The organism is Streptomyces sp. VTCC 41912 (assembly GCF_045799175.1).
In the GTDB taxonomy this organism is placed as follows: domain Bacteria; phylum Actinomycetota; class Actinomycetes; order Streptomycetales; family Streptomycetaceae; genus Streptomyces; species Streptomyces albulus_C.
Window position 1 is genome coordinate 1 of record NZ_JBJMAB010000069.1, and the last position, 20,819, is coordinate 20,819.

Below are 20,819 nucleotides of genomic sequence, written 5' to 3' on the forward strand. Positions count from 1 at the left end.
ACAGCCGACGACGTACGACGACGCCCCGCGCAGCGGCCCCGCGCCGCAGGCGCAAACAGAAACCCCCACGGCGGGACAGCCGGAGACGTGCGATGCCGCCCCGCGCAGCGGCCCCGCGCCGCAGGCGCAAACAGAAACCCCCACGGCGGGACAGCCGACGACGTACGATGCCGCCCCGCGCAGCGGCCCCGCGCCGCAGGCGCAAACAGAAACCCCCACGGCGGGAACGCCGACAACGTGGGAAGCCAACCAAGCGCAGCGGACGGCCGGCGACGTTCGAACCGTTAGTTTTCGCTGTCGAGGTGGGCCATTTGTGAGGCCGGGTAGCGGTCGCCGGCGGCGGCGCCGGCGGGGATGGCGCGTTCGATGGCGGTGAGGTCGGTGGCGTCCAGGGGGGTGTCGAGGGCGCCGAGGGCCTCGGTCAGGCGGTCGCGGCGGCGGGCGCCGATCAGGGGGACGATGTCCTCGCCGCGGGAGAGGACCCAGGCGATGGCGGTCTGGGCGACCGTGATGCCCTTCGCGTCGGCGATCGCGCGGAGGGCGTCGACGAGGTCGAGGTTGCGGGTGAGGTTGTCGCCCTGGAAGCGGGGGGACATGCCGCGGAAGTCGTTGGCGGCCAGCTGGCGGTCGCGGCTGAAGTGGCCGCTGATCAGGCCGCGGGACAGTACGCCGTACGCGGTGATGCCGATGCCGAGCTGGCGGGCGGTGGGCAGGATCGCGTCCTCGATGCCGCGGGAGAGCAGGGAGTACTCGATCTGGAGGTCGGAGATCGGGGCGACGGCGGCGGCGCGGCGGAGGGTCTCCGCGCCCACCTCGGAGAGGCCGATGTGGCGGACGTGGCCGGCTTCGACGAGTTCGGCGATGGCGCCGACGGTCTCCTCGATCGGGACGTCCGGGTCGACGCGGGCGATCCGGTAGATGTCGATGTGGTCGGTGCCCAGCCGCTGGAGGGAGTAGGCGGCGAAGTTCTTCACCGCGGCGGGGCGGCCGTCGTAGCCGCTGAAGCCGCCCTCGACGGTGCGCAGGGCGCCGAACTTCACGCTGATGAGGGCTTTTTCGCGGGCGGCGGCGGGGGCCGTGCGGAGGGCTTCGTTGATGAGGAGTTCGTTGTGGCCCATGCCGTAGAAGTCGCCGGTGTCGAGCAGGGTGATGCCCGCGTCGAGGGCGGCGTGGACGGTGGCGAGGGATTCGGTGCGGTCGGCGTCGCCGTAGAGGGCGGACATGCCCATGCAGCCGAGGCCGAGGGCGGAGGTCTGCGGGCCGCTGGTGCCGAGGGTGCGGGTCTGCACGTCGTGCTCCTGGGTGGGGAGGGGAAGGTGCGGCCGGCGTGCCGGGGCGCGCCGTGCCGGTATCCACCTTCGCATGACGGCTGACAGATTTCAATATTTGTCATTCGTAAGGGTGGGGGTGTGCGGGCGGAGCGCGCCCGCGGTGGTGCAGCGGTGGGGTGTCAACGCAGGTCAGCGCAGGGTGCGGGGGAGGCGGAGGCCGAGCAGGGTGGTGCCCGCGACGATCGCCAACTGGGTGAGCACGGCGGCGAGGAACGCGTCCCGGATCCCGGTGGTGGGCAGCAGGGAGAGGAACAGCGTGCCGAGCGTCGCCACGCCCAGGGCCAGCCCCGACTGCTGGGTGGTCACCATCACGCCGCCGCCGACCCCCGCCTGCGTCGCCGGCAGTTCGCTCAGCACGATCCGCATCAGCACCGGCAGCACCAGTCCCTGGCCGGCGCCCAGCACGGTCATGCTCGGGGCGAGGGCGGCGACCGGGATGCCGGGCCAGTCCGCGTGGACGGTCAGCGCCAGGAGGAGCAGGCCGGCGCCCTGGACCAGCGAGCCGGTGACGACCACCTTGCGCCCGAAGCGCTGCACCAGTCGGGGGCCGGCCAGCGAGGCGGCGAAGAAGGCGACGCAGAGCGGGGCCAGGGAGATGCCCGCGGCCAACGGCCCGTAGTGCAGCCCGCTCTGTAGGGCGACCGCCACCACGAACATGAACCCGCCGAAGCCCAGCGAGAACGGGACGATCATGGTCAGTCCGCTGCGGACGGAGGGGAGGCGGAACAGCGAGGGCGGCACCAGCGGGGTGCGGCCGGTGCGTTCGGCGCGGCGCTCCACGGCCACGAACGCCACGGCGGCGAACGGGAACACGGCCAGCAGCAGCCAGGACCACAGCGGCCAGCCGGCGGCGCGGCCCTCGGTCAGCGGCAGCAGCAGAGTGATCAGTGCGGTGGCGAGCAGCGCGGTGCCGAGGCCGTCCACCCGGCTGGGGTGCGGGGAGCGGCTCTCCGGCACGGTGCGGGCCGCGAGCAGCCAGGCCACGGCCGCGATCGGGACGTTCACCAGGAACACCGCGCGCCAGCCGCTGCCCGCCAGGTTCACCGAGACCAGCAGCCCGCCGAGCACCTGGCCGACGGCGCTGGAGACCCCGGCCGTGCCGCCGTACAGGCTGACGGCCTTCGCGCGCCGCTTGCCGGTGGTGGCGGCCTGGATGGTGGCCAGCACCTGCGGCAGCAACAGTGCGGCCGCCGCGCCCTGGGCGACCCGGGCGGCCACCAGGGTCCAGGCGTCGGGGGCCAGCCCGCAGGCGAGCGAGGTCAGGCCGAAGGCGGCCAGTCCCCACAGGAACAGCCGGCGCCGCCCGGCCATGTCACCGAGCCGCCCGCCGAGCACCAGCAAGGTGGCGTAGGCGACGCCGTATCCGGCCACCACCATCTCCAGCGTCGCCGGGCCGGCGTCCAGGTCGCGGTCGATGGTCGGCAGCGCGACGTTGACGATGAAGAAGTCGATCAGGGGGAGGGCCGCGCCCAGCAGCACGGTCAGCAGGCCCAGCGGGGTCAGCAGCGGGGCGGGCGCCGGACGGGGCGGGACCGCGGTGGTCCGGGTGGTGGACGGGGCCGGTGGGGCGGGGGACGCTATCGGGGTTTCGCTCACGCAGACGAGCATCGTGCGCCGCTCAACCAGGTACCAGAGTGTCCTTATCCTGGTATTGGTGCTACCTGGCAACCGGCTGCGGTCTGGGGCACGCTGGTCCCATGACAGTGGACGTGACCGAGCTCGCCGGGGCGGCGCGCACGAGCGGGACGACCAGGCCGAAGGGGCCGCGGCCGGCGGGCGGCGCGGGGCACCGGGCCGACGACGCGGTCCGACGGGCCGAGCTGGCGGCATTCCTGCGCAGCCGGCGCGAGCGGATCACCCCCGAGCAGGTCGGGCTGCCGCGCGGCAGCCGCCGCCGCACGCCGGGGCTGCGCCGCGAGGAGGTCGCGCACCTCGGAGCCGTGGGCGTCACCTGGTACACGTGGTTGGAGCAGGGCCGGGACATCCACGTCTCCCCGCAGGTGCTGGACGCGGTCGCCCGGGCCCTGCAACTGGACCGCGCCGAGCGCAGCCACCTCTTCGCCCTGGCCGGGGCGGTCGATCCGCTGCCGGGCAAGGAGTGCACCGGCGTCCCCCGGGCGCTGCGGGACATCCTCGACGGGCTGGAGCCGTATCCGGCCGTCGTCCAGAACAGCCGGTTCGACATCCTCGCCTACAACGCCACGTACGGGCAGTTGCTGTGCGACCTGGACGCGCTGCCCGACGAGGACCGCAACTGCATGTGGCTGGCGTTCACCCACCCCGGCTGGCGGGCGAGCCTGGTCGACCGGGAGGCCACGGTCCGCACGATGACCGCGAAGTTCCGGGCCTCGATGGCCGAGCACATCGCGGAGCCGGGGTGGAAGGCGCTGGTGGCCCGGTTGACGGAGGCGTCGCCGGAGTTCCGCGCGCTGTGGGCCGAGCACGAGGTCGAGCGGGCCACCAGCGCGGTCAAGGTGTTCCGGCACCCGGTCGTCGGCGTCCTCCAGCTGACCGGCACCAACCTGTGGACGGGCCCCAACCCCGGCCCGAAGGTGCTCACGTACACGCCGGTGGACGACACGTCCCGGGCGCGCCTGACGGAGCTGGCGGAACTGGCGCGGAAGCGGCCCGGAGCCCGGCCGGCGGCCGCGGGAGCCGGCGCGCCGCCGGCGTAGCCGGAGCCGGGAGCCCGGCGCCCGCGCCCGTCACGAACCGGCGCGCGCCCGGTGGTGGTCCTGCGGCGCCTCGTCCGTGAAGAGGGCGGCGGTGCGCCGGGCGGTGGCGGCGGCCCAGGGCCCGGTGGTGAGCGCGCCGAGGAAGAAGATGGCGCCGCCGCAGCCCGTGATGATCCACCAGGCCGGGTGGGCCGCGGCCAGGAACTCCGGGCGGGTGGCGCCGGCGTGCGCCCCGCCCGCCAGTACGGCGCCGATCACCGCGACGCCCAGCGACCCGCCGACCTGCCGGCTGGTGGAGGCCACGGCCGCCGCGACGCCCGCCTGGGTGCGGGGCATGCCGGACACCGCGGTGTTGGTGATGGGGGCGTTGACCAGGCCGAATCCGATGCCGAACAGGACGTATCCGGTGAACAGCAGACCGGTCGCCGAGGCGGTGTTGAAGGCCGCGAAGAGGGCGCCGCTGGTCGCCATCGCGCAGCCGGCCAGCAGCAGCGGCAGGCGCGCGCCCCGACTGGCGACCAGCCGCCCGGACAGCGGCGCGCAGACCAGCGTCATGCCCGCCATCGGCAGCATGTACAGGCCGGCGTTCAGCGCGGACAGGCCGCGGATGTTCTGGAGGTAGAGGGTGTTGACGAACAGGAAGCCGCTCAGCGCGGCGAACGCGCAGACCGCTATCACCGTCGCGCCGGCGAACGGCGCGCTGTGGAAGAACCGCAGGTCGATCAGTGGTTCCCGGCGGCGCCGCTCGTAGCCGATCAGGGTGACCAGGGAGACCAGGGCCACCACCGTGAACGCCAGGATCTCCGCCGAGGTCCAGCCGGCCTCCGGGGCCTCGATGATCGCGTACGTCAGCGAGCCGAGCAGCGCGATCACCAGCAGCTGGCCCACCGGATCGACCCGGTGCGGGCGCGGGGCGCGGGACTCGGGCACGTAACGGAAGGTGAGGAAGAGCGCCAGGGCGCCGATCGGGACGTTGATCCAGAAGATCGAGCGCCAGCCGACGCTCTGCACCAGCAGCCCGCCGATCACCGGCCCGGCGGCCATGCTGATGCCGACCACCCCGCCCCACACCCCGATGGCGCGGGCTCGCTCCCGGGGGTCGGTGAAGGTGTTGGTGATGATCGACATGGCGACCGGGTTGAGCATCGAGCCGCCGACCGCCTGCACCATCCGGAACGCCACCAGCCACCCCAGGTCGGGCGCCAGGCTGCACAGCAGCGAGCCGAGGGAGAAGACCACCAGACCGGCGGTGAAGACCCGGCGCCGGCCCAGGCGGTCCGCGGTCGAGCCGGCGAGCATCAGCAGCGAGGCCAGCACCAGGGTGTAGGCGTCGATCGTCCACTGCATGCCGGAGATCGAGGCGCCCAGTTCGTGCTGCATCGAGGGCAGGGCGACGTTGAGGACGGTGTTGTCGAGACTGACGATCAGCAGGCTCATACAGCAGATCGCCAGGACGAGCAGACGCCGCCGACGGCTGAGGTCAGGCATGGTTGAACGCTACAACGATCCGGGCCGGACGGCCCGCGGCGGGGTGCCCGGCCGGGTGCGGGACAATGGGGGCCATGAGTTCGCTGCAGATCGGCCCGCACACGGTGCAGCCCCCCGTGGTCCTGGCACCCATGGCCGGCATCACCAACGCCCCGTTCCGGACGCTGTGCCGGGAGTTCAGCGGCGGCAAGGGCCTCTTCGTCAGCGAGATGATCACCACTCGGGCCCTGGTCGAGCGCAACGAGAAGACCATGCAGCTGATCCACTTCGACGCCAGCGAGCGTCCGCGGTCGATCCAGCTGTACGGCGTCGACCCGGTCACCGTCGGCAAGGCCGTGCGCATGATCGTCGAAGAGGACCTGGCCGACCACATCGACCTCAATTTCGGCTGCCCGGTCCCCAAGGTGACCCGCAAGGGCGGCGGCTCCGCCCTGCCGTACAAGCGGCCCCTGCTGCGCGCCATCCTCCGTGAGGCGGTCACCGGCGCCGGTGCGCTGCCGGTGACGATGAAGATGCGCAAGGGCATCGACGACGACCACCTCACCTTCCTCGACGCCGGCCGGATCGCCGTCGAGGAGGGCGTCACCGCCATCGCGCTGCACGGCCGCACCACCGCCCAGCACTACGGCGGCACCGCCGACTGGGACGCCATCGCCCGCCTGAAGGAGCACGTCCCGGAGATCCCGGTGCTCGGCAACGGCGACATCTGGTCGGCCGACGACGCGGCGAGGATGATGCGCCAGACCGGCTGCGACGGCGTCGTGGTCGGCCGCGGCTGCCTGGGGCGGCCCTGGCTCTTCGGCGACCTGGTCGCCGCCTTCGAGGGCACCGGCGCCCCCAAGGCCCCCGACCTGCGCGAGGTCGCGGCCGTGATGGTGCGGCACGCCACCCTGCTCGGCGAGTGGCTGGGCGACGAGGCCCGCGGCGTGATCGATTTCCGCAAGCACGTCGCCTGGTACCTCAAGGGCTTCGCGGTCGGCTCCGAGATGCGCAAGCGGCTGGCGATCAGCTCGTCGCTGGCCGAACTCTCCGAGGGGCTGCACGAGCTCGACCTCGACCAGCCCTGGCCGGTCGGCGCCGACGGCCCGCGCGGCCGGACCTCCGGCAACAACCGCGTGGTGCTCCCGGACGGCTGGCTGCGCGACCCGTACGACTGCGCCGGCGTCGGTGAGGACGCCGAGCTGGACACCTCCGGCGGCTGACCGGAGCCGCCACGGGCGAGGGCTCCCGGCGTCCGCCGGTATACGACCCCGGACGTCGTAGCGGCGTTCCCGCCCGCGGCGAACTATGGCCTGATACCGCCGCCGGGCGTGCCCTGGTCGCCGGCCCGCCGCACCGCGTGGATCCGGGCGGTGCGGGCGCTGCTGCACCGCCGCCCGCAGCGCCCGGACGGCGGTGCCGGGCAGCTGCCTCGGTGCGCGGGCGCCGGCCGCCGTGCCTGGGGGGGCCTCGAACCGGCCCCCGCGTCGCACGGGGTGGGAGCCGGCCGCCCACCGGCGTTCCGGAACGGGTTGGGGCCCGAGCCGTGGTTCCCGTTCCACGAGGGTGCCGACGGGTGCCGTCCGGTGCCCGCGAGCTGGCCCGTAGCGAGGTCGCCCCGCCGATGTTCGCCCTCGGCCGGTCGCGGGGCGTGCGGCGCCGTCCGGAGCTGCTGACCGGGGCGCTGCGAGCCCGGTGCGCCGGGGGCGGTCCGGCGCTCGTGGTGCGCGCCGGCGTCGATCCGCAGCGGCGGGTGGCCGAATAGTGCGCCGATCTGTCCGCGGTACGGAAAAGGGCCCGTGATCCGGTCGTCGCGTTCCTTGATCACATCGCGGAAGAGGGTCCAAATGATGGGCCGGCGTCACACATGAGCGCGTGATTCTCGCCACCCCTGATAGGGGTTGCGCTCATATGAGCACTGAAGGGTGGGCTCCACCTCTCGCAAAGGTGGCACCCGGTGCCACTCGCCATCCGTTCAATCCATCAAGTGAAAGTGCGCGCTCCGTAATGGTTCCGGCCCTGATGACTGCGGAGCGCAGTGATGCATTCAGGTAGTAAACGATGGTCGAAATGCATGATCACTTTCGATCTACTGGCGGACGCCGGGTTACGCACGTATGTCGACCAAGTGGACGTACCCATACGCCTTCGATCTGGGTATGTTCCTCGCCGTCAGGGCAGCCCGTCGGCGAGGAGTCAGACCCGTGCCGGAAACACAAGATCCCCACGTAAGCGCGTCTTCTTCCGTGAAGTTCGTCTACGACTTCACCGAGGGCAACAAGGACCTCAAAGACCTCCTCGGTGGCAAGGGCGCCAACCTCGCGGAGATGACCAACCTGGGACTTCCCGTCCCGCCCGGCTTCACGATCACCACGGAAGCCTGCAAGGTCTACCTGGAGAGCGGCAGCGAGCCCGCGGCACTCCGTGCCGAGGTCTCCGACCACCTCGACGCCCTTGAGCGGAAGATGGGCAAGAAGCTCGGCCAGGCCGACGACCCCCTGCTGGTTTCGGTGCGTTCCGGGGCGAAGTTCTCCATGCCCGGCATGATGGACACCGTCCTCAACATCGGCCTCTCCGATGCGTCGGTTTCCGGCCTCGCCGCGCAGGCCGGCGACGAGCGGTTCGCGTGGGACTCCTACCGCCGCCTGATCCAGATGTTCGGCAAGACCGTGCTCGGCGTCGACGGCGACCTCTTCGAGGAGGCCCTGGAGGACGCCAAGCACGCCAAGGGCGTCACCGTCGACGTCGACCTGGACGCCGCCGACCTCAAGACGCTGGTCGAGCGCTTCCAGCAGATCGTCACCAAGGAGACCGGCCGGGACTTCCCGCAGGACCCGCGCGAGCAGATGGACCTCGCCGTCCGTGCGGTCTTCGACTCCTGGAACACCGACCGCGCCAAGCTCTACCGCCGTCAGGAGCGCATCCCCGGCGACCTCGGCACCGCGGTCAACGTCTGCTCCATGGTCTTCGGCAACCTCGGCCCCGACTCCGGCACCGGCGTCGCCTTCACCCGCGACCCGGCCAGTGGCCACCAGGGCGTCTACGGCGACTACCTGCAGAACGCGCAGGGCGAGGACGTCGTCGCCGGCATCCGCAACACGGTCCCGCTCGCGGACCTGGAGTCGATCGACCAGGCGTCGTACGACGAGCTGATGCAGATCATGGAGACGCTCGAAACGCACTACAAGGACCTGTGCGACATCGAGTTCACCATCGAGCGCGGCAAGCTGTGGATGCTCCAGACCCGGGTCGGCAAGCGCACCGCCGGTGCCGCCTTCCGGATCGCCACCCAGCTCGTCGACCAGGGCCTGATCGACGAGGCCGAGGCGCTCCAGCGGGTCACCGGCGGCCAGCTGGCGCAGCTGATGTTCCCCCGCTTCGACCTGGACGCGAAGTCCGAGCTGATCGGCCGCGGCATCGCCGCCTCCCCGGGCGCGGCGGTCGGCAAGGCCGTCTTCGACTCCTACACGGCCGTCAAGTGGTCGCGCTCCGGCGAGAAGGTCATCCTGATCCGCCGCGAGACCAACCCCGACGACCTCAACGGCATGATCGCCGCCGAGGGCATCCTCACCTCGCGCGGCGGCAAGACCTCGCACGCCGCCGTCGTCGCCCGCGGCATGGGCAAGACCTGCGTCTGCGGCGCCGAGGAGCTGGAGGTCGACACCAAGACCCGCAAGCTGACCACCAAGGACGGCACCGTCATCGAGGAGGGGGACGTCGTCTCCATCGACGGCTCCACCGGCAAGGTCTACGTCGGTGAGGTCCCGGTCGTGCCGTCCCCGGTCGTCGAGTACTTCGAGGGCCGGATGCACGCCGGCGCCGAGGACGCCGACGAGCTGGTCAAGGCCGTCCACCGGGTCATGGCGTACGCGGACCGGGTGCGCCGGCTGCGCGTGCGGGCCAACGCCGACAACGCCGAGGACGCCGCCCGCGCCCGCCGGTTCGGTGCCCAGGGCATCGGCCTGTGCCGCACCGAGCACATGTTCCTCGGCGAGCGCCGGGAGATGGTCGAGCGCCTGATCCTGGCCGACAGCGACGCCGACAAGGAAGCCGCCCTCGCCGAGCTGCTGCCGCTCCAGAAGGCCGACTTCATCGAGCTGTTCGAGGCGATGGACGGCCTGCCGGTGACCGTCCGCCTGCTGGACCCGCCGCTGCACGAGTTCCTGCCCGACATCACCGACCTGTCGGTGCGGGTCGCGCTCGCCGAGGCCCGCAAGGAGCCGCACGAGAACGACCTGCGCCTCCTCCAGGCCGTGCACAAGCTGCACGAGCAGAACCCGATGCTGGGCCTGCGCGGCGTCCGCCTGGGCCTGGTCATCCCCGGCCTGTTCGCCATGCAGGTGCGGGCCATCGCCGAGGCCGCCGCCGAACGCAAGAACGCCAAGGGCGACCCGCGGGCGGAGATCATGATCCCGCTGGTCGGCACCGTCCAGGAGCTGGAGATCGTCCGCGAGGAGGCCGAGCAGGTCATCGCCGAGGTCGAGCAGGCCCGCGGCGTCAGCCTCAAGCTCACCCTCGGCACCATGATCGAACTGCCCCGGGCCGCCCTCACGGCCGGTCAGATCGCCGAGTCCGCGGACTTCTTCTCCTTCGGCACCAACGACCTCACCCAGACCGTCTGGGGCTTCTCCCGGGACGACGTGGAGGCCAGCTTCTTCACCGCGTACCTGGAGAAGGGCATCTTCGGCGTCAGCCCCTTCGAGACCATCGACAAGGACGGCGTGGGCTCCCTGGTCCGCAGCGCCGCGGCGGCCGGCCGGGCCACCCGCCCCGACCTCAAACTCGGCGTCTGCGGCGAGCACGGCGGTGACCCGGAGTCGGTCCACTTCTTCCACGAGGTCGGCCTGGACTACGTCTCCTGCTCGCCGTTCCGCATCCCGGTCGCACGACTGGAAGCGGGCCGCGCGGCGGCCGAGTCCCAGGGCAGCGACAGCCGCTGACCCCCGGGGCGCGAGCCCCCACACCCCCGGAACCGGCGGCGGGCACGCCCTTCGACCCTCAAGCCCGCCACTTGCTCCGGAACCCCACGAGGGCGGCACCTGTGCGGAGGTGCCGCCCTCGGTTTTGTGGGCTGCGGGAACTCTTAGATCATGGCTTTGACCTGCAAAAACTACTCGCAGTGATTGTCGTAGTTCTCCGGGGGGTTCCTGGTCCTTGTGCCCTGGTTGTGCCCTGGGGTGCGGGGACAGGGCACACGAAGCCCCGGCCCGTCGCGATGAGCGGCGGGCCGGGGCGTATCTGTTGCGGGTGCTGTGAGGTGCGGTGCCGACCTACGCCGGCGGGTGGGGCAAGTCGAGAACCATGACGTCGTGGAGATCGGCACCGGCCCACGGGGGAGCATCACCGACCTTGCGGTAGCCCCACGACCGGTAGGCCGCCCGCGCTGCCTCGCTCGCCGGATGGACGTTGAGCACCACACGCTCGGCCTCGATCCCGTCAAGAAGTGATTCGTGCAGCTGGCGCGCGATGCCGCACCGGCGCCAAGGCGGGCGCACGGCCAACTCCATCAGGCCGAAGGTGCGGTGGCCGTCCTCGCGGCGCATCTCGGCGGACAGGGGCTCGGTGAGCGAGTCCCACCAGCCAGTCTTCGGCCCGAGGGGACAGCCGTAGGCCATGCCGACGGGCGTGCCGTCGGGTGTGCGGGCCAGGGCAGCCCGGAAGGCGCGTTTCCGTGTCTGGGAGCGGAATCGCCGGAAGGTGGCCACGACGTCATCCTCGGTCTCGCAGTAGGGCGGCTCGGCGAATACCTCGGCGTAGACGAGCGTGAAGTCACCTTCGGCCTGCTCCGCCGCCGGGCCGTCCAGGCGTGCGACGGTGATGCCTTCGGGTTGGGTCATGTGGTGCCCCTCAGACGGTCTCGCGGATGCGGTCGCCGCACTCGCGGGCGACCGCCGTGTCGATTACGGCGACGGCGCGCTGGAACTTCCGAATCTTGTCCAGCAACCGCGGCGACGAGATCCCTCCGCACACCTGAAGTGCGGTGGCCATCTCGGCGCATGCCTCCTCGGCTTCCCCCGCCTCAAGGAGTACACCCGCGAGTTTTACGCGGTACGAGGCGCTGTTGCGGAGCAGGTCACCACCGATACCGGTCACCGCAGCACGCAGAAAGGGAACGGCGCGCTTGGGTTGCTCCGCCCGGACATACATGTCTGCCGTGGCGTAGTCCACCTCGAACGGCCCGACGAACTGGGCCCAGTTGGGTACCTCGGTGTCCGCATCGACTCGGCCCTGGTGGCTGACGGCACGGCTCAAGGCACGGCGCGCTCCGGACAGGTCTCCCACATGGGTGGCCACGTTGGCGGCACGCAGTGCGATCACTAGGTGCACGGTGTGCCCGGCACCGGCGCGTTGGGCGAGCCGGTAGGCGTTCTCGACGGCGCTCGCGGCTTCCCATGCCCGTTCGGCCCTGATGGTGAGCAGCACGAGCGTTTCCAGGACGGAGACTTGAAGGAGGGGGCTGTCGACGAGCTGGGCCGCGGCCAGAGCTTCCATGCATGCCGCTCGCCCCTCGGCGATGCGCCCACCGTCGTAGCCGTACCAAGCTCGGTGCCCGTGCAGCTCGGCCAGCATCGTCTGAAGCGCGCGACCGACGCGGCTGGTGTACGAAGCCGTGCTGAGCGCTCCCGTGATCTCGTTCTCGATCCGGCGCGCTTTGGCCATGGCCGGCACGCTGCCCTCGCTGTGGTCTGTCTGGTACAGACCGTCGAGTCGCTCGCGCAGCAGGCCGAGGTCACCGACACCGATCCGAGGTCCTGACCGAGAAGACACCAGAGCCGTTGCGGCAAGCACACCGGCGTCGGCGACGAACGTCCTCCGATTCACCCCTTCAGGATCGCCGATCGGCGCGGACACCGACAGGCGATGGTCTGGAACATCGAACCCCATCTCGTAGAGAGGGGCCCCGAACATTGCTTCCAGGACGGTCTGTTGACTTGGGTGGGGCAGAGGCGGAGGGGTCTCGCATTCCCAGCGGCGCAGCTGCCGAACGCTCAACGATGCATCAATGCCGAGACGTAGGGCTTCGTGCCTGAACGCTTTGACGAACGCCTGCTGCGTGTACCCCGCGGACTGCCGTAACTGCGCCAGTCTGTTGCCACCGATGCCCACCATGCGCTTCCCCTTGCGGCTGCGGTTGGTCCTCCCACCGTAACGAGCGGGCCGTGGTGGCGGGCGAAAACGTCCGCCTAAACGTCCGCCTCCGCGGCGCCGGAAACGCTCCAACTCGCAGTGGACTAGAGGCTCACCGCTTCATCGTCCAGGCATCGAGGAGGCAAGGCGTGAGCAGATGCACCCCCACGTATGTCGAGCAGAAGAACCTGGAACGGGATGACATGGATGAAGGAACCGTCGATCGCGAAGCGTCCGGTGAGCGCCCCGTGGGCATGCCGAAGTGGGTCTTCATCGGGGCTCGCGTGCTTGACACCGCCAAGGAGCGCGAGGCCGTCGTCCACGGGATCGGACAGCCCTACCTGCTCCACCACGAGCAGCCGTCCTGTGTGTGGCTGCGCCCGCCGGGCGGCGGGTTGGAGTGGTGCGTGGAGGTTAGCGCCACTAGACCGCTTGACGAGGAGCCGTGCCCCGCCGTTCCCGAGAAGAGCTGACCGAAGCTCGCAACAAGTTCATCTCCAATCGAGAAAACGTGATCGCCCGGTACAACGAGGGCGAGTCCGTCGCCTCTCTAGCCCGCTCGTACGACTACGTAGGGGACGGCTCCGCGCTCGCCCGCAGCGTGGACGGGCCGACGGCCGCCGAGCAGCACCTCGCCCCGATCGCCCTCGACTGGGTCTTCACCGACGCGCAGGGCGCCGCGACCGGGGAGAAGCGCACCACGACGCTCCGCAACGGCGTGCTGGTCTTCGTCGAGGGCGGGGACCGCTTCGTCGAGCTGCCGGCAGCGACCGTCACGCTGAGCCGCCAGAGCAGCCCGCGGGCCCGCGTCTCAGGTCGAGGAACAGCACGTCGTGCAGGTCGGCGCCGGTCCGCGGGCGGGCCTCGCCGAACTTGCGGTAGCCCCAGGACCGGTAGGCGGCCTGGGCGGCCTCGCCCGCCGGGTGGACGTGGAGGACCACCCGCTCGGCCGCGAGGCCGTCGAGGAGGGTCTCGTGCAGCCGGCGCGCGACGCCGTGGCCGCGCCACGGCAGGCGCACGGCCAGTTCCACCAGGCCGAAGGTGCGCCGGCCGTCCTCGCGGCGCACGGCGTCCGGCACGGGCGCGGTGAGCGCGTCCCACCAGCCGGTCCCCGGTCCGAGGTGGGCGCCGTACGCCATGCCGACGGGGGTGCCGTCCGGTGTGCGGGCCAGCGCGGCGCGGAACGTTGGGTTCCGGTTGGTGTCGCGGAAGCGGCGGAAGGCGGCGCGGACGTCGTCCCCGGTCTCGCGGTACGGCGGTTCTGCGAACGCGTCGGCGTGGACGAGCGTGAGGTCGGCTTCGGCCCGTTCGGCGGCCGGGCCGTCCAGGCGGGCGACGGTGAGGGATACGGGGTGGGTCACGTGGTGCTCCTCGGGCGGTCGCGCGGATGCGGCCACCCCGGGCGGGCGGCGGCCGGCTCGGCCCCCGGCCGCGGGTGGGCTGCGGGACCATCCGGATCTTTCCCAGCCACCGGCGCCGGACGATCCCCGTGCCGGGCCCGGTGGCGTGTCCGGTGACCGCGATCACGATGGCCACGCCGAGCACGACGAGGGGCGCGAGGACCTTGCCCGGGGCCCCGGGGTGGTGCCAGCCGAGCCGTTCGAAGGGCGCGAGGACCGCGAAGACCCCGAGGAGCCCGTTGACGGTCTTGAAGCCCAGGGACATGGCCCAGGTGAACAGGGCGTTGACGCGGTTGCCGAGGACCGAACGGGGCGCGGCTCAGGGGAACTGGTAGGAGTTGATCCCGGCCCAGAAGAAGCCGAGCTGACCGCCAGCGCCACGTGCGCGCAGACCGTCCGCCCGAGGACCGCCGGGTGGACGATGCCGACGATCCGCACCACCCCGTCCTCCCGGAGGCGCCGCACCCGGGCCCGGGTGGCGGCCCGGGAGAGCCCGATCCGTGCGGCCAGCGTCTCGTACGACGTGCGTCCGTCGTGCTGGAGCAGGCGGACGAGCGCGAGGTCCGTGGGGTCAAGGGGGGCGGGGTTCATCGGTCGCCCAGTCCGCCACGCCGGGGCCCGCCGCTCCGCAGCGGGCGCCGTTTTCGGGGCTTTCGGCACACGGCCCCGCAGAAGGGACCCGGAGGCCCTTGCGCGGAATCCCGAAAAGCGTCGGAGCCGGTGATCCGAGCGGCACCGGAACCCGTCGGCCGGGAATCCTTTGAACCGGAAGACGCCGCACCGGAAAACGTCCAAAGGAGAACCATCCGCGGGGGAATGCCCCGTCCCGGAATCGTCCGAACGGGAACCGTCCGTATCGGAACTATTCCGTGGCGCGGGTCACGGTCGGTTGTCGGCCGTTCCGGAAGCCGCGGCCGTGCCCGACCGGGCGGCGGCGCGCCCCGCGGACCGGTCGGCGAACGGCGGCGCACGGCAAGGGCGGCACCCGTGCGCACGGGTGCCGCCCTCGCTTTTCTCCGGACTCCCCCCTCGGGAGCTGCCGCCCTCCCAGTCGGCGTGGGAGGCGGCCTTCAACGGGGCTGTGCCCGGCCGGTTGTTTGCCCATCACCCCCCACGGGATCGAGCAATCCGGGCCGTGCGCACCGTCGTTGAATTGCCTCCAGCATTCCGTCCGGGCGGGGCCCCGCGCGACCCTTTTCAACTGTGGCCAAAAGGGCATGGTGACCGCGTGTGGTTGCGTGCATACTCAGGCGTGCCGGGGGCCGACGGAGATAACCAAAGAGTGGGGGTTCGGTGTTACGCGTCCATTTCAGTGGACTCGATCTGGCCCGCGTGCGGATTGCCGCGCGCCCGGATGCGCTGTGGGAGACGGTCTTAAGCTTTCACCGGCTTCGTGACCGACGCGACGATTCCACGTTCGGCAGTTGGCGATCGGAAACCCGCGGAAGGTTGAATGGCGAAGCGCGTCTGCTGGCGCCGCTGGTGCCCACCCGCGGCTATTTCCCGGATTTCCTGACGCCCGCCGAGGGGCTGCTCGGCATGGGCGAGGCGCTCGCCGCGCTGCGCGAGACGCCGGTCGGCCGGCTGCACGCCGAACTCTCCCGTCTGGTGCCCGCCGAGGGGCGCCCGCTCCCCGCCTGGATACGCGCCATGGCGGACGGCGAGACCCGCGCGCTGGGCCGCCTCGCCGGGATACTCCAGCGCTACCACGACGCGGCCGTCGCCCCCCACTGGCACCGCGTCCGCAGTCGGATAGAGGCCGACCGGGCCGCCCGCGGCCGGGCCCTGCTGGACGGCGGCGCGGACCGGCTGCTGGCGTCGCTGCCGCCGATGATGCGCTGGCGCCCGCCCGTCCTGGAGGCCGACTACCCGGTGGACCGGGACCTCCACCTCGGCGGCCGCGGGCTGCTCCTGCTGCCCTCGTACTTCTGCCGCCGCACCCCGGTGACCTTCCACAACCCGGACCTGACGCCGGTCCTGGTCTATCCGGTCGAGCACCCGGCGCCCCGCCTCGCCCCGCCGGTCCCGGCCGACCGCTCGCTGGGCCGGCTGGTGGGCCAGACCCGCTCGGCGATCCTGCACGGCATCGGCGTCGGCTGCACCACCAGCGAACTCGCCCGCCGCGTCGACGTGTCGCTGGCCTCCGCCAGCCAGCACGCCACCGTCCTGCGCGACGCCGGCCTGCTGTCCACCCTGCGCCAGGGCAATGCGGTGCTGCACACCCTGACGCCGCTGGGCGCCGCCCTGTTGCGCGGCGCCCACGCGGACGGGGCGGCGGTCTTCGAGCGCTGAGCCACCGGTCCGGCGCTGCGCGCGGCCGGTCCCGTCCCGTCAGTACGGCCGGTCCCCGGCGATCGCCACCCGTTCCGCGAGCCGCCGCTGCGTGCCGTAGTCGTGGACCGCGTAGTGCTGGGTGGCGCGGTTGTCCCAGAAGGCGACGTCCCCGGCTTGCCAGCGGAACCGCACCTGGAACTCCGGTACGTGCGCCTGCTGGAACAACCGGCGCAGCAGCCGGTCGCTCTCCGCCTCCGGCAGCCCCACGATCCGGGTGGTGAACGACGCGTTGACGAACAGCATCCGCCGCCCGGTCTCCGGGTGCCGGCGCACCACCGGATGCTCCACCGGAGGGAACTCCCCTTGGAACGGGGCGAGTTGGGCCGCGGAGAAGAATCGGGAGAAGCCCGGGAGATAGTCGTGCACCGCCCGCGCCCCATCGATCCGCTCCCGGATTTCCAGTGGCAAATTGTCGTACGCCGCGGCCATGTCGGCCCACATCGTGTCCCCGCCCGCCGCCGGAACCTCGCGCAGCTGCAACACCGCGCCCATCGCCGGCCGTTCGCGGAAGGTTACGTCCGTGTGCCAGACGTTCTCGAACGTCTGAGCGCCGGCGGCCGCCTTGTCAAACCGCACCACCTCCTTCGAGTCGCCCCGGGCGAGCAGCGGGTTGGTCTCCAACTCCCCCCAATTGGCGGCGAATTGACGCTGCGCGGCCGACGTGAGGTGCTGTCCGCGGAAGAACAGCACCTTCCACTCCAACAGGGCCCGGTTCAGCTCCGCCCGCAGCGCCGGGGACAGGGGGCGCGACAGGTCCGGCCCCCGGACCTCCGCCCCGATGGTGGCGGACTGCGGGACGACGTCGAACAGCTCGTAGGGCCGGTCCGGCCAGTCGTCCGGGGTGCGGAGCAGGATCCGCTGGCCTTCGTAGAGGCCGTCGGCGGGGATGCGGTGGGGGCGCAGGGGCGGCGGGACGGATGCGGGCGCGTCGAGGGAAGTCGTCAACGGGTCCTCCTTGCAACGGAGTCGAGTGGGCGCACGGCCGCGGACGGGCGACCGGCGCGGGGCGGGGGAAGAGGACGGCAGGTGCCGGGGGAAGGAACGGGCGAGCCGGCGGCCGGGCCGGGTCGGGGTCCCTCAGTGCGTGCCGGGACAGCCGGCCGGGGGCGAACCCACCCGGCCGCGGCGGCGCAGGAAGCTCAGGCCGCGCGGGGCGCACGCACCGTGAGGGCCGCGGTCGCGCGGCGCCGCCTCACGGAGATCCAGGTACGTGCACATGGCACGCACCGTACCGCATCCGCGGCCCGCTGCCCATGGTGCGCGGACCGCGACCGCCCTCAGTCGTCGATGCCGGAGCGCTCCACGCCGGCCACGATGTACCGCTGGAGCAGCAGGAAGACCACCACCAGCGGGAGGATCGACACCCCCGCCGCGACGAAGAGTTCGTGCAGGTTGAGGTTCTGCGCGGTGGTGAACGTGGACAGCGCCACCTGCACCGTCCAGGCCGACTGGTCCTGCCCGATCACCAGCGGCCACAGGAAGGAGTTCCACGCCCCGATGAAGACGATGGTGCCGACCGCCGCGAACACCGGCCGGGTGTTGGGCACCACGATCCGCCAGTACGTCCGCCAGTACCCCAGCCCGTCCACCCGCGCCGCGTCCTCCAACTCCTTGGGGAAGCCCAGGAAGTACTGCCGGAAGACGAAGCACGCGAAGGCGCTGAACAGCGTCGGGACGACCAGGCCGCGCAGCGTCGAGATCCAGCCGAGGGTGGAGACCAGCACGAAGCTGGGCACGAACGTCACAGCCGCCGGGACCATCAACGTGCCCAGGATCGCGTAGAAGACCACCGAGGCGTGGCGGTAGGGGATGCGGGCCAGGCCGTAGCCGGCCATCGAGGCCAGTACGACCGTGCCCACGGTCGTCGCCACCGCGATCACCGCCGAGTTGAGCAGCGACCGGGCCAACGGCAGGTCCGGATCGGTGAACGCCTCCGCCAGGTTGGACCAGTGCAGCTCGTGCGGGAAGAACGTCCAGGCGGGCGCCGTGATGTCGGCCTCGCTCGCCAGCCCGTTGCGCACCAGCAGGTAGAACGGGACGAGGAAGAGCAGGGCCAGCGCGACCAGCAGCACCAGCCGCAGCGCCCGGCCGGCCCGGGTCAGGGCCTCGTGCATGGTCTCAGTCCTCCTTGCGGCCGAGCCCGAACCAGCGGGCCTGGACCACCGTCGCCAGCGCGATGATCAACGCCAGGATCACCGCGCCGGCGCTGCCCAGCCCCAGGTTCTGATCCCGGCCGAGCGCGGTGTAGTACAGGTAGACCAGCGGCGGGCGGGCGTACGGCGGATAGCCACGGGCGTCGCTCAGCAGGTTGTAGAACTCGTCGAACGCCTGGAAGGCGTTGATGACCAGCAGCAGCACCACCGCCACCGAGGTGGCCCGCAGCTGCGGGAAGGTGATGTGCCGGAAGACCTGCCAGCCCGGCCGGGCCCCGTCCACCGCCGCCGCCTCGTACAACTGCGGGGAGATCCGCTGGAGTCCGGCGAGGAAGAGGATCATGTAGAAGCCGGCCTGCAGCCACAGCCGCACCGTGACGATCACCAGCCAGTACCACGGCGGACTGGTCGTGGACAGCCACGCCGTCTGATCCACCCCGAACCAGCCGAGCACGGTGTTCGCCAGCCCGAACCGCACCCCGTTGAAGAGCGACAACTTCCAGATCAGCGACGCCACGACGTACGAGCACGCGGTCGGCAGGAAGAACACCGACCGGAAGAACGCCTGCGCGAAACGCAGCCGGTTCACCATCAGCGCCAACGACAGCGACAGCCCGAACGTGGCCGGCACGATGAACGCGGTGAAGAGCAGGAAGGTGCCCAAACTGCTCAGGAACGCGCCGTCCCGCAGCATCGTCGCGTAATTGTCGAGCCCGATGAATTCCGTCGGGTTCACCGTGTTGTGGGCGTCGAAGAAACTGAGGTAGACGCTCCACAGCAACGGGACGTAGGTGAACAGCGCCAGCCCGATCGCGAACGGCCCGACGAACACCCAGAACCACAGATTGCGCCGTTGCGGACCGAGCAGCCGGGCGGTGCGCGCGCTCACTTCTTCTTGGCCCGCTGCAACTCGGCGTTGACCGTCCGCACCACGGACCTCAGCTCGGACTCCGGGTTCGCCCCGCTCTTGATGATCCGACTGAGCGCGTCCTGGTACGCGTTGCGGTCCGCGGTGTTCCACAGCAGCGGCTCGGCGTAACCGTGGTCGGTGGCGAACCGCACGGCGTCCGCCGCGGGCCCCTGCTGGAGTTGCCGGGCCTTCTTCGCCAGCGAGAGGCGGGCCGGAATGTGGAATCCGTACGACAGCGCGAAATCCTCCTGGAAATCCGTCCGGTCGATCCACAACCACTTGGCGAATTCCTCGGCCGCCGCACGGTTCTTGCTGCGGGCGTTCACCGCGGTCGCGTACGCCCCCACCGGCACCGTCGGCTTCCCGCCCGGGCCGTCCTTCGGGAACGGCAGCACCCCGAAATCGTCCCCCAGCGCCTTCTTGATCTGCGGCAGCGCCCACAGCCCCGACCACTGCATGGCGGTCAGCCCCTGGACGAAGGCCGCCGGGTCGGACCAGTCCGTGGGCGCGCCCAGCAGCAGCGACCCGTCGGCGAACAACTGCCGGAACTTCGCCAGCACCCGGGCCGCCGCCGGATCGTCGAACCCGACCTTGCCGTCCTCGGTGATCAGGCTCAGCCCGGCGGCGAACAGCGGCGTCCCGCTGAGCACCCCGACGCCGCCGTCGTTGCCGAGGAACAGCCCCTTGACCTTGCCGGTGGTGAGCTTCTTCGCGGCATCGACCAGGGCGTCGACGCTCTGCGGCGGCTGCACCCCGGCGCCCTTCAGCAGGCTCTTGCGGTAGTACAGCAACTGCGTGTCGACGGTCTGCGGGATGCCCCAGATCTTGTCCTGCCAGATCTTGGGCGCCAGCACCGCCTGGTTGAAGTCGTCCTTGACCGGCGCGACCAGCTCGGTCAGATCGGCGACCTGCCCGCCCTGGATCTGCTCCAGCATCGGCCCGTTGACCTCGAAGACGTCCGGCCCCGCGTCGGTCAGCAGCGCCGCCGCGGTCTGCCGGTCGTAGTCGCCGGGCCGCCACTGGACGCTGACGTCCGCCTTCTTGTACGCGGCGGCGTACCGCTTCACCGCCTGCTGGGTGCCCGGTTCGCCGTACTGGTGGTACCACTGCGCCAGCGCCGGCCCCGAACCGGAGCCGCCACGACCGGTGTTGGAACCGCACGCGGTCGCCATCGCCCCGGTGAGCGCGATGCCGCCTCCGGCGGCGAGGAGCCGTCTTCTGCCGATCATCGTCATGGCACGTACTTTGCCGTACCTGGCGGGGGCCGCGCACCACGTTGTTGGGTTTCTCGCCGTGGGGGTGCGGTTGTTTCGCCTTCGGCGGGGGGTGTGTTCGGGTGGGGGCGTCGGTTCGTTGTGGTGCCGGGGTCGGGCCGGAGGGGGCGTCATGCAGGTCTGCTGCGCTTTACGTCCTGCATGACG

The 20,819-nt window shown here is 71.5% G+C and carries 17 protein-coding genes; 6 read left to right on the forward strand and 11 right to left on the reverse strand.

Translation table 11 applies throughout. The annotated features are described in order from the left end of the window. Window positions 1–284: 284 nt before the first annotated feature. Both ACJ6WD_RS40365 and ACJ6WD_RS40370 read right to left on the reverse strand, forming a co-directional pair. A complete protein-coding gene (locus tag ACJ6WD_RS40365; protein WP_233661975.1) occupies window positions 285–1,289 on the reverse strand; it encodes an aldo/keto reductase in 1,005 nt (334 codons plus the stop codon). Window positions 1,290–1,460: 171 nt separating this feature from the next. Next, complete coding sequence (locus tag ACJ6WD_RS40370; protein WP_233661976.1) at window positions 1,461–2,939, reverse strand: MFS transporter; 1,479 nt, start codon at window positions 2,937–2,939, stop codon at window positions 1,461–1,463. Window positions 2,940–3,028: 89 nt separating this feature from the next. Here ACJ6WD_RS40370 and ACJ6WD_RS40375 point away from each other — a divergent pair, with 89 nt between their 5' ends. Next, window positions 3,029–4,006 carry a helix-turn-helix transcriptional regulator gene (locus ACJ6WD_RS40375; protein WP_233661977.1) on the forward strand — a complete coding sequence of 326 codons (978 nt, stop codon included), beginning with the start codon at window positions 3,029–3,031 and terminating at the stop codon, window positions 4,004–4,006. Window positions 4,007–4,036: 30 nt separating this feature from the next. On the opposite strand, the gene ACJ6WD_RS40380 is transcribed toward ACJ6WD_RS40375, so the two are convergent. Then, window positions 4,037–5,494, reverse strand: a complete 1,458-nt coding sequence (locus tag ACJ6WD_RS40380; protein ID WP_407617720.1) for an MFS transporter — start codon at window positions 5,492–5,494, stop codon at window positions 4,037–4,039. A 65-nt stretch (window positions 5,495–5,559) separates the two neighbouring features. Between ACJ6WD_RS40380 and dusB the strand changes: the two genes are divergently transcribed. The 3 genes from dusB to ppdK all read left to right on the forward strand — a co-directional run bounded on the left by dusB (window position 5,560) and on the right by ppdK (window position 10,413). Further along, entirely contained in the window at window positions 5,560–6,696 is a 1,137-nt protein-coding gene (dusB, locus tag ACJ6WD_RS40385) for a tRNA dihydrouridine synthase DusB (protein ID WP_037636358.1), read from the forward strand. A gap of 353 nt (window positions 6,697–7,049) precedes the next feature. Beyond that, window positions 7,050–7,238, forward strand: coding sequence for a hypothetical protein (locus ACJ6WD_RS40390; protein ID WP_233661979.1), 189 nt, complete (start codon window positions 7,050–7,052; stop codon window positions 7,236–7,238). A 481-nt stretch (window positions 7,239–7,719) separates the two neighbouring features. Then, complete coding sequence (ppdK, locus tag ACJ6WD_RS40395; RefSeq protein WP_233661980.1) at window positions 7,720–10,413, forward strand: pyruvate, phosphate dikinase; 2,694 nt, start codon at window positions 7,720–7,722, stop codon at window positions 10,411–10,413. 330 nt (window positions 10,414–10,743) lie between these two features. Here the strand turns inward: ppdK and ACJ6WD_RS40400 are convergent, their stop codons facing one another. Both ACJ6WD_RS40400 and ACJ6WD_RS40405 read right to left on the reverse strand, forming a co-directional pair. Beyond that, window positions 10,744–11,310, reverse strand: a complete 567-nt coding sequence (locus tag ACJ6WD_RS40400) for a GNAT family N-acetyltransferase (RefSeq protein ID WP_376447311.1) — start codon at window positions 11,308–11,310, stop codon at window positions 10,744–10,746. A 10-nt stretch (window positions 11,311–11,320) separates the two neighbouring features. Continuing rightward, window positions 11,321–12,583 carry a hypothetical protein gene (locus ACJ6WD_RS40405; protein WP_376447310.1) on the reverse strand — a complete coding sequence of 421 codons (1,263 nt, stop codon included), beginning with the start codon at window positions 12,581–12,583 and terminating at the stop codon, window positions 11,321–11,323. A gap of 167 nt (window positions 12,584–12,750) precedes the next feature. Between ACJ6WD_RS40405 and ACJ6WD_RS40410 the strand changes: the two genes are divergently transcribed. Then, window positions 12,751–13,074, forward strand: a complete 324-nt coding sequence (locus ACJ6WD_RS40410; RefSeq protein WP_407617721.1) for a hypothetical protein — start codon at window positions 12,751–12,753, stop codon at window positions 13,072–13,074. 300 nt (window positions 13,075–13,374) lie between these two features. Here the strand turns inward: ACJ6WD_RS40410 and ACJ6WD_RS40415 are convergent, their stop codons facing one another. Continuing rightward, window positions 13,375–13,962, reverse strand: a complete 588-nt coding sequence (locus ACJ6WD_RS40415; RefSeq protein ID WP_407617722.1) for a GNAT family N-acetyltransferase — start codon at window positions 13,960–13,962, stop codon at window positions 13,375–13,377. A 162-nt stretch (window positions 13,963–14,124) separates the two neighbouring features. Beyond that, window positions 14,125–14,592, reverse strand: coding sequence for an Lrp/AsnC family transcriptional regulator (locus ACJ6WD_RS40420; protein WP_407617723.1), 468 nt, complete (start codon window positions 14,590–14,592; stop codon window positions 14,125–14,127). 858 nt (window positions 14,593–15,450) lie between these two features. Here ACJ6WD_RS40420 and ACJ6WD_RS40425 point away from each other — a divergent pair. Next, window positions 15,451–16,293 (forward strand): helix-turn-helix transcriptional regulator, encoded by an 843-nt coding sequence (locus tag ACJ6WD_RS40425; RefSeq protein WP_233661986.1) that lies wholly within the window; start codon window positions 15,451–15,453, stop codon window positions 16,291–16,293. Between the two features lie 39 nt (window positions 16,294–16,332). On the opposite strand, the gene ACJ6WD_RS40430 is transcribed toward ACJ6WD_RS40425, so the two are convergent. The 4 genes from ACJ6WD_RS40430 to ACJ6WD_RS40445 form a co-directional block, all read right to left on the reverse strand. Then, window positions 16,333–17,280, reverse strand: a complete 948-nt coding sequence (locus ACJ6WD_RS40430) for a TauD/TfdA dioxygenase family protein (protein ID WP_407617724.1) — start codon at window positions 17,278–17,280, stop codon at window positions 16,333–16,335. 332 nt (window positions 17,281–17,612) lie between these two features. After that, a complete protein-coding gene (locus ACJ6WD_RS40435; RefSeq protein WP_016575728.1) occupies window positions 17,613–18,449 on the reverse strand; it encodes a carbohydrate ABC transporter permease in 837 nt (278 codons plus the stop codon). A 4-nt stretch (window positions 18,450–18,453) separates the two neighbouring features. Beyond that, complete coding sequence (locus ACJ6WD_RS40440; protein ID WP_016575729.1) at window positions 18,454–19,377, reverse strand: carbohydrate ABC transporter permease; 924 nt, start codon at window positions 19,375–19,377, stop codon at window positions 18,454–18,456. Then, window positions 19,374–20,633, reverse strand: coding sequence for an ABC transporter substrate-binding protein (locus ACJ6WD_RS40445; protein ID WP_376447494.1), 1,260 nt, complete (start codon window positions 20,631–20,633; stop codon window positions 19,374–19,376). The genes ACJ6WD_RS40440 and ACJ6WD_RS40445 overlap by 4 nt, the downstream gene beginning before the upstream one ends. Window positions 20,634–20,819 lie beyond the last annotated feature (186 nt).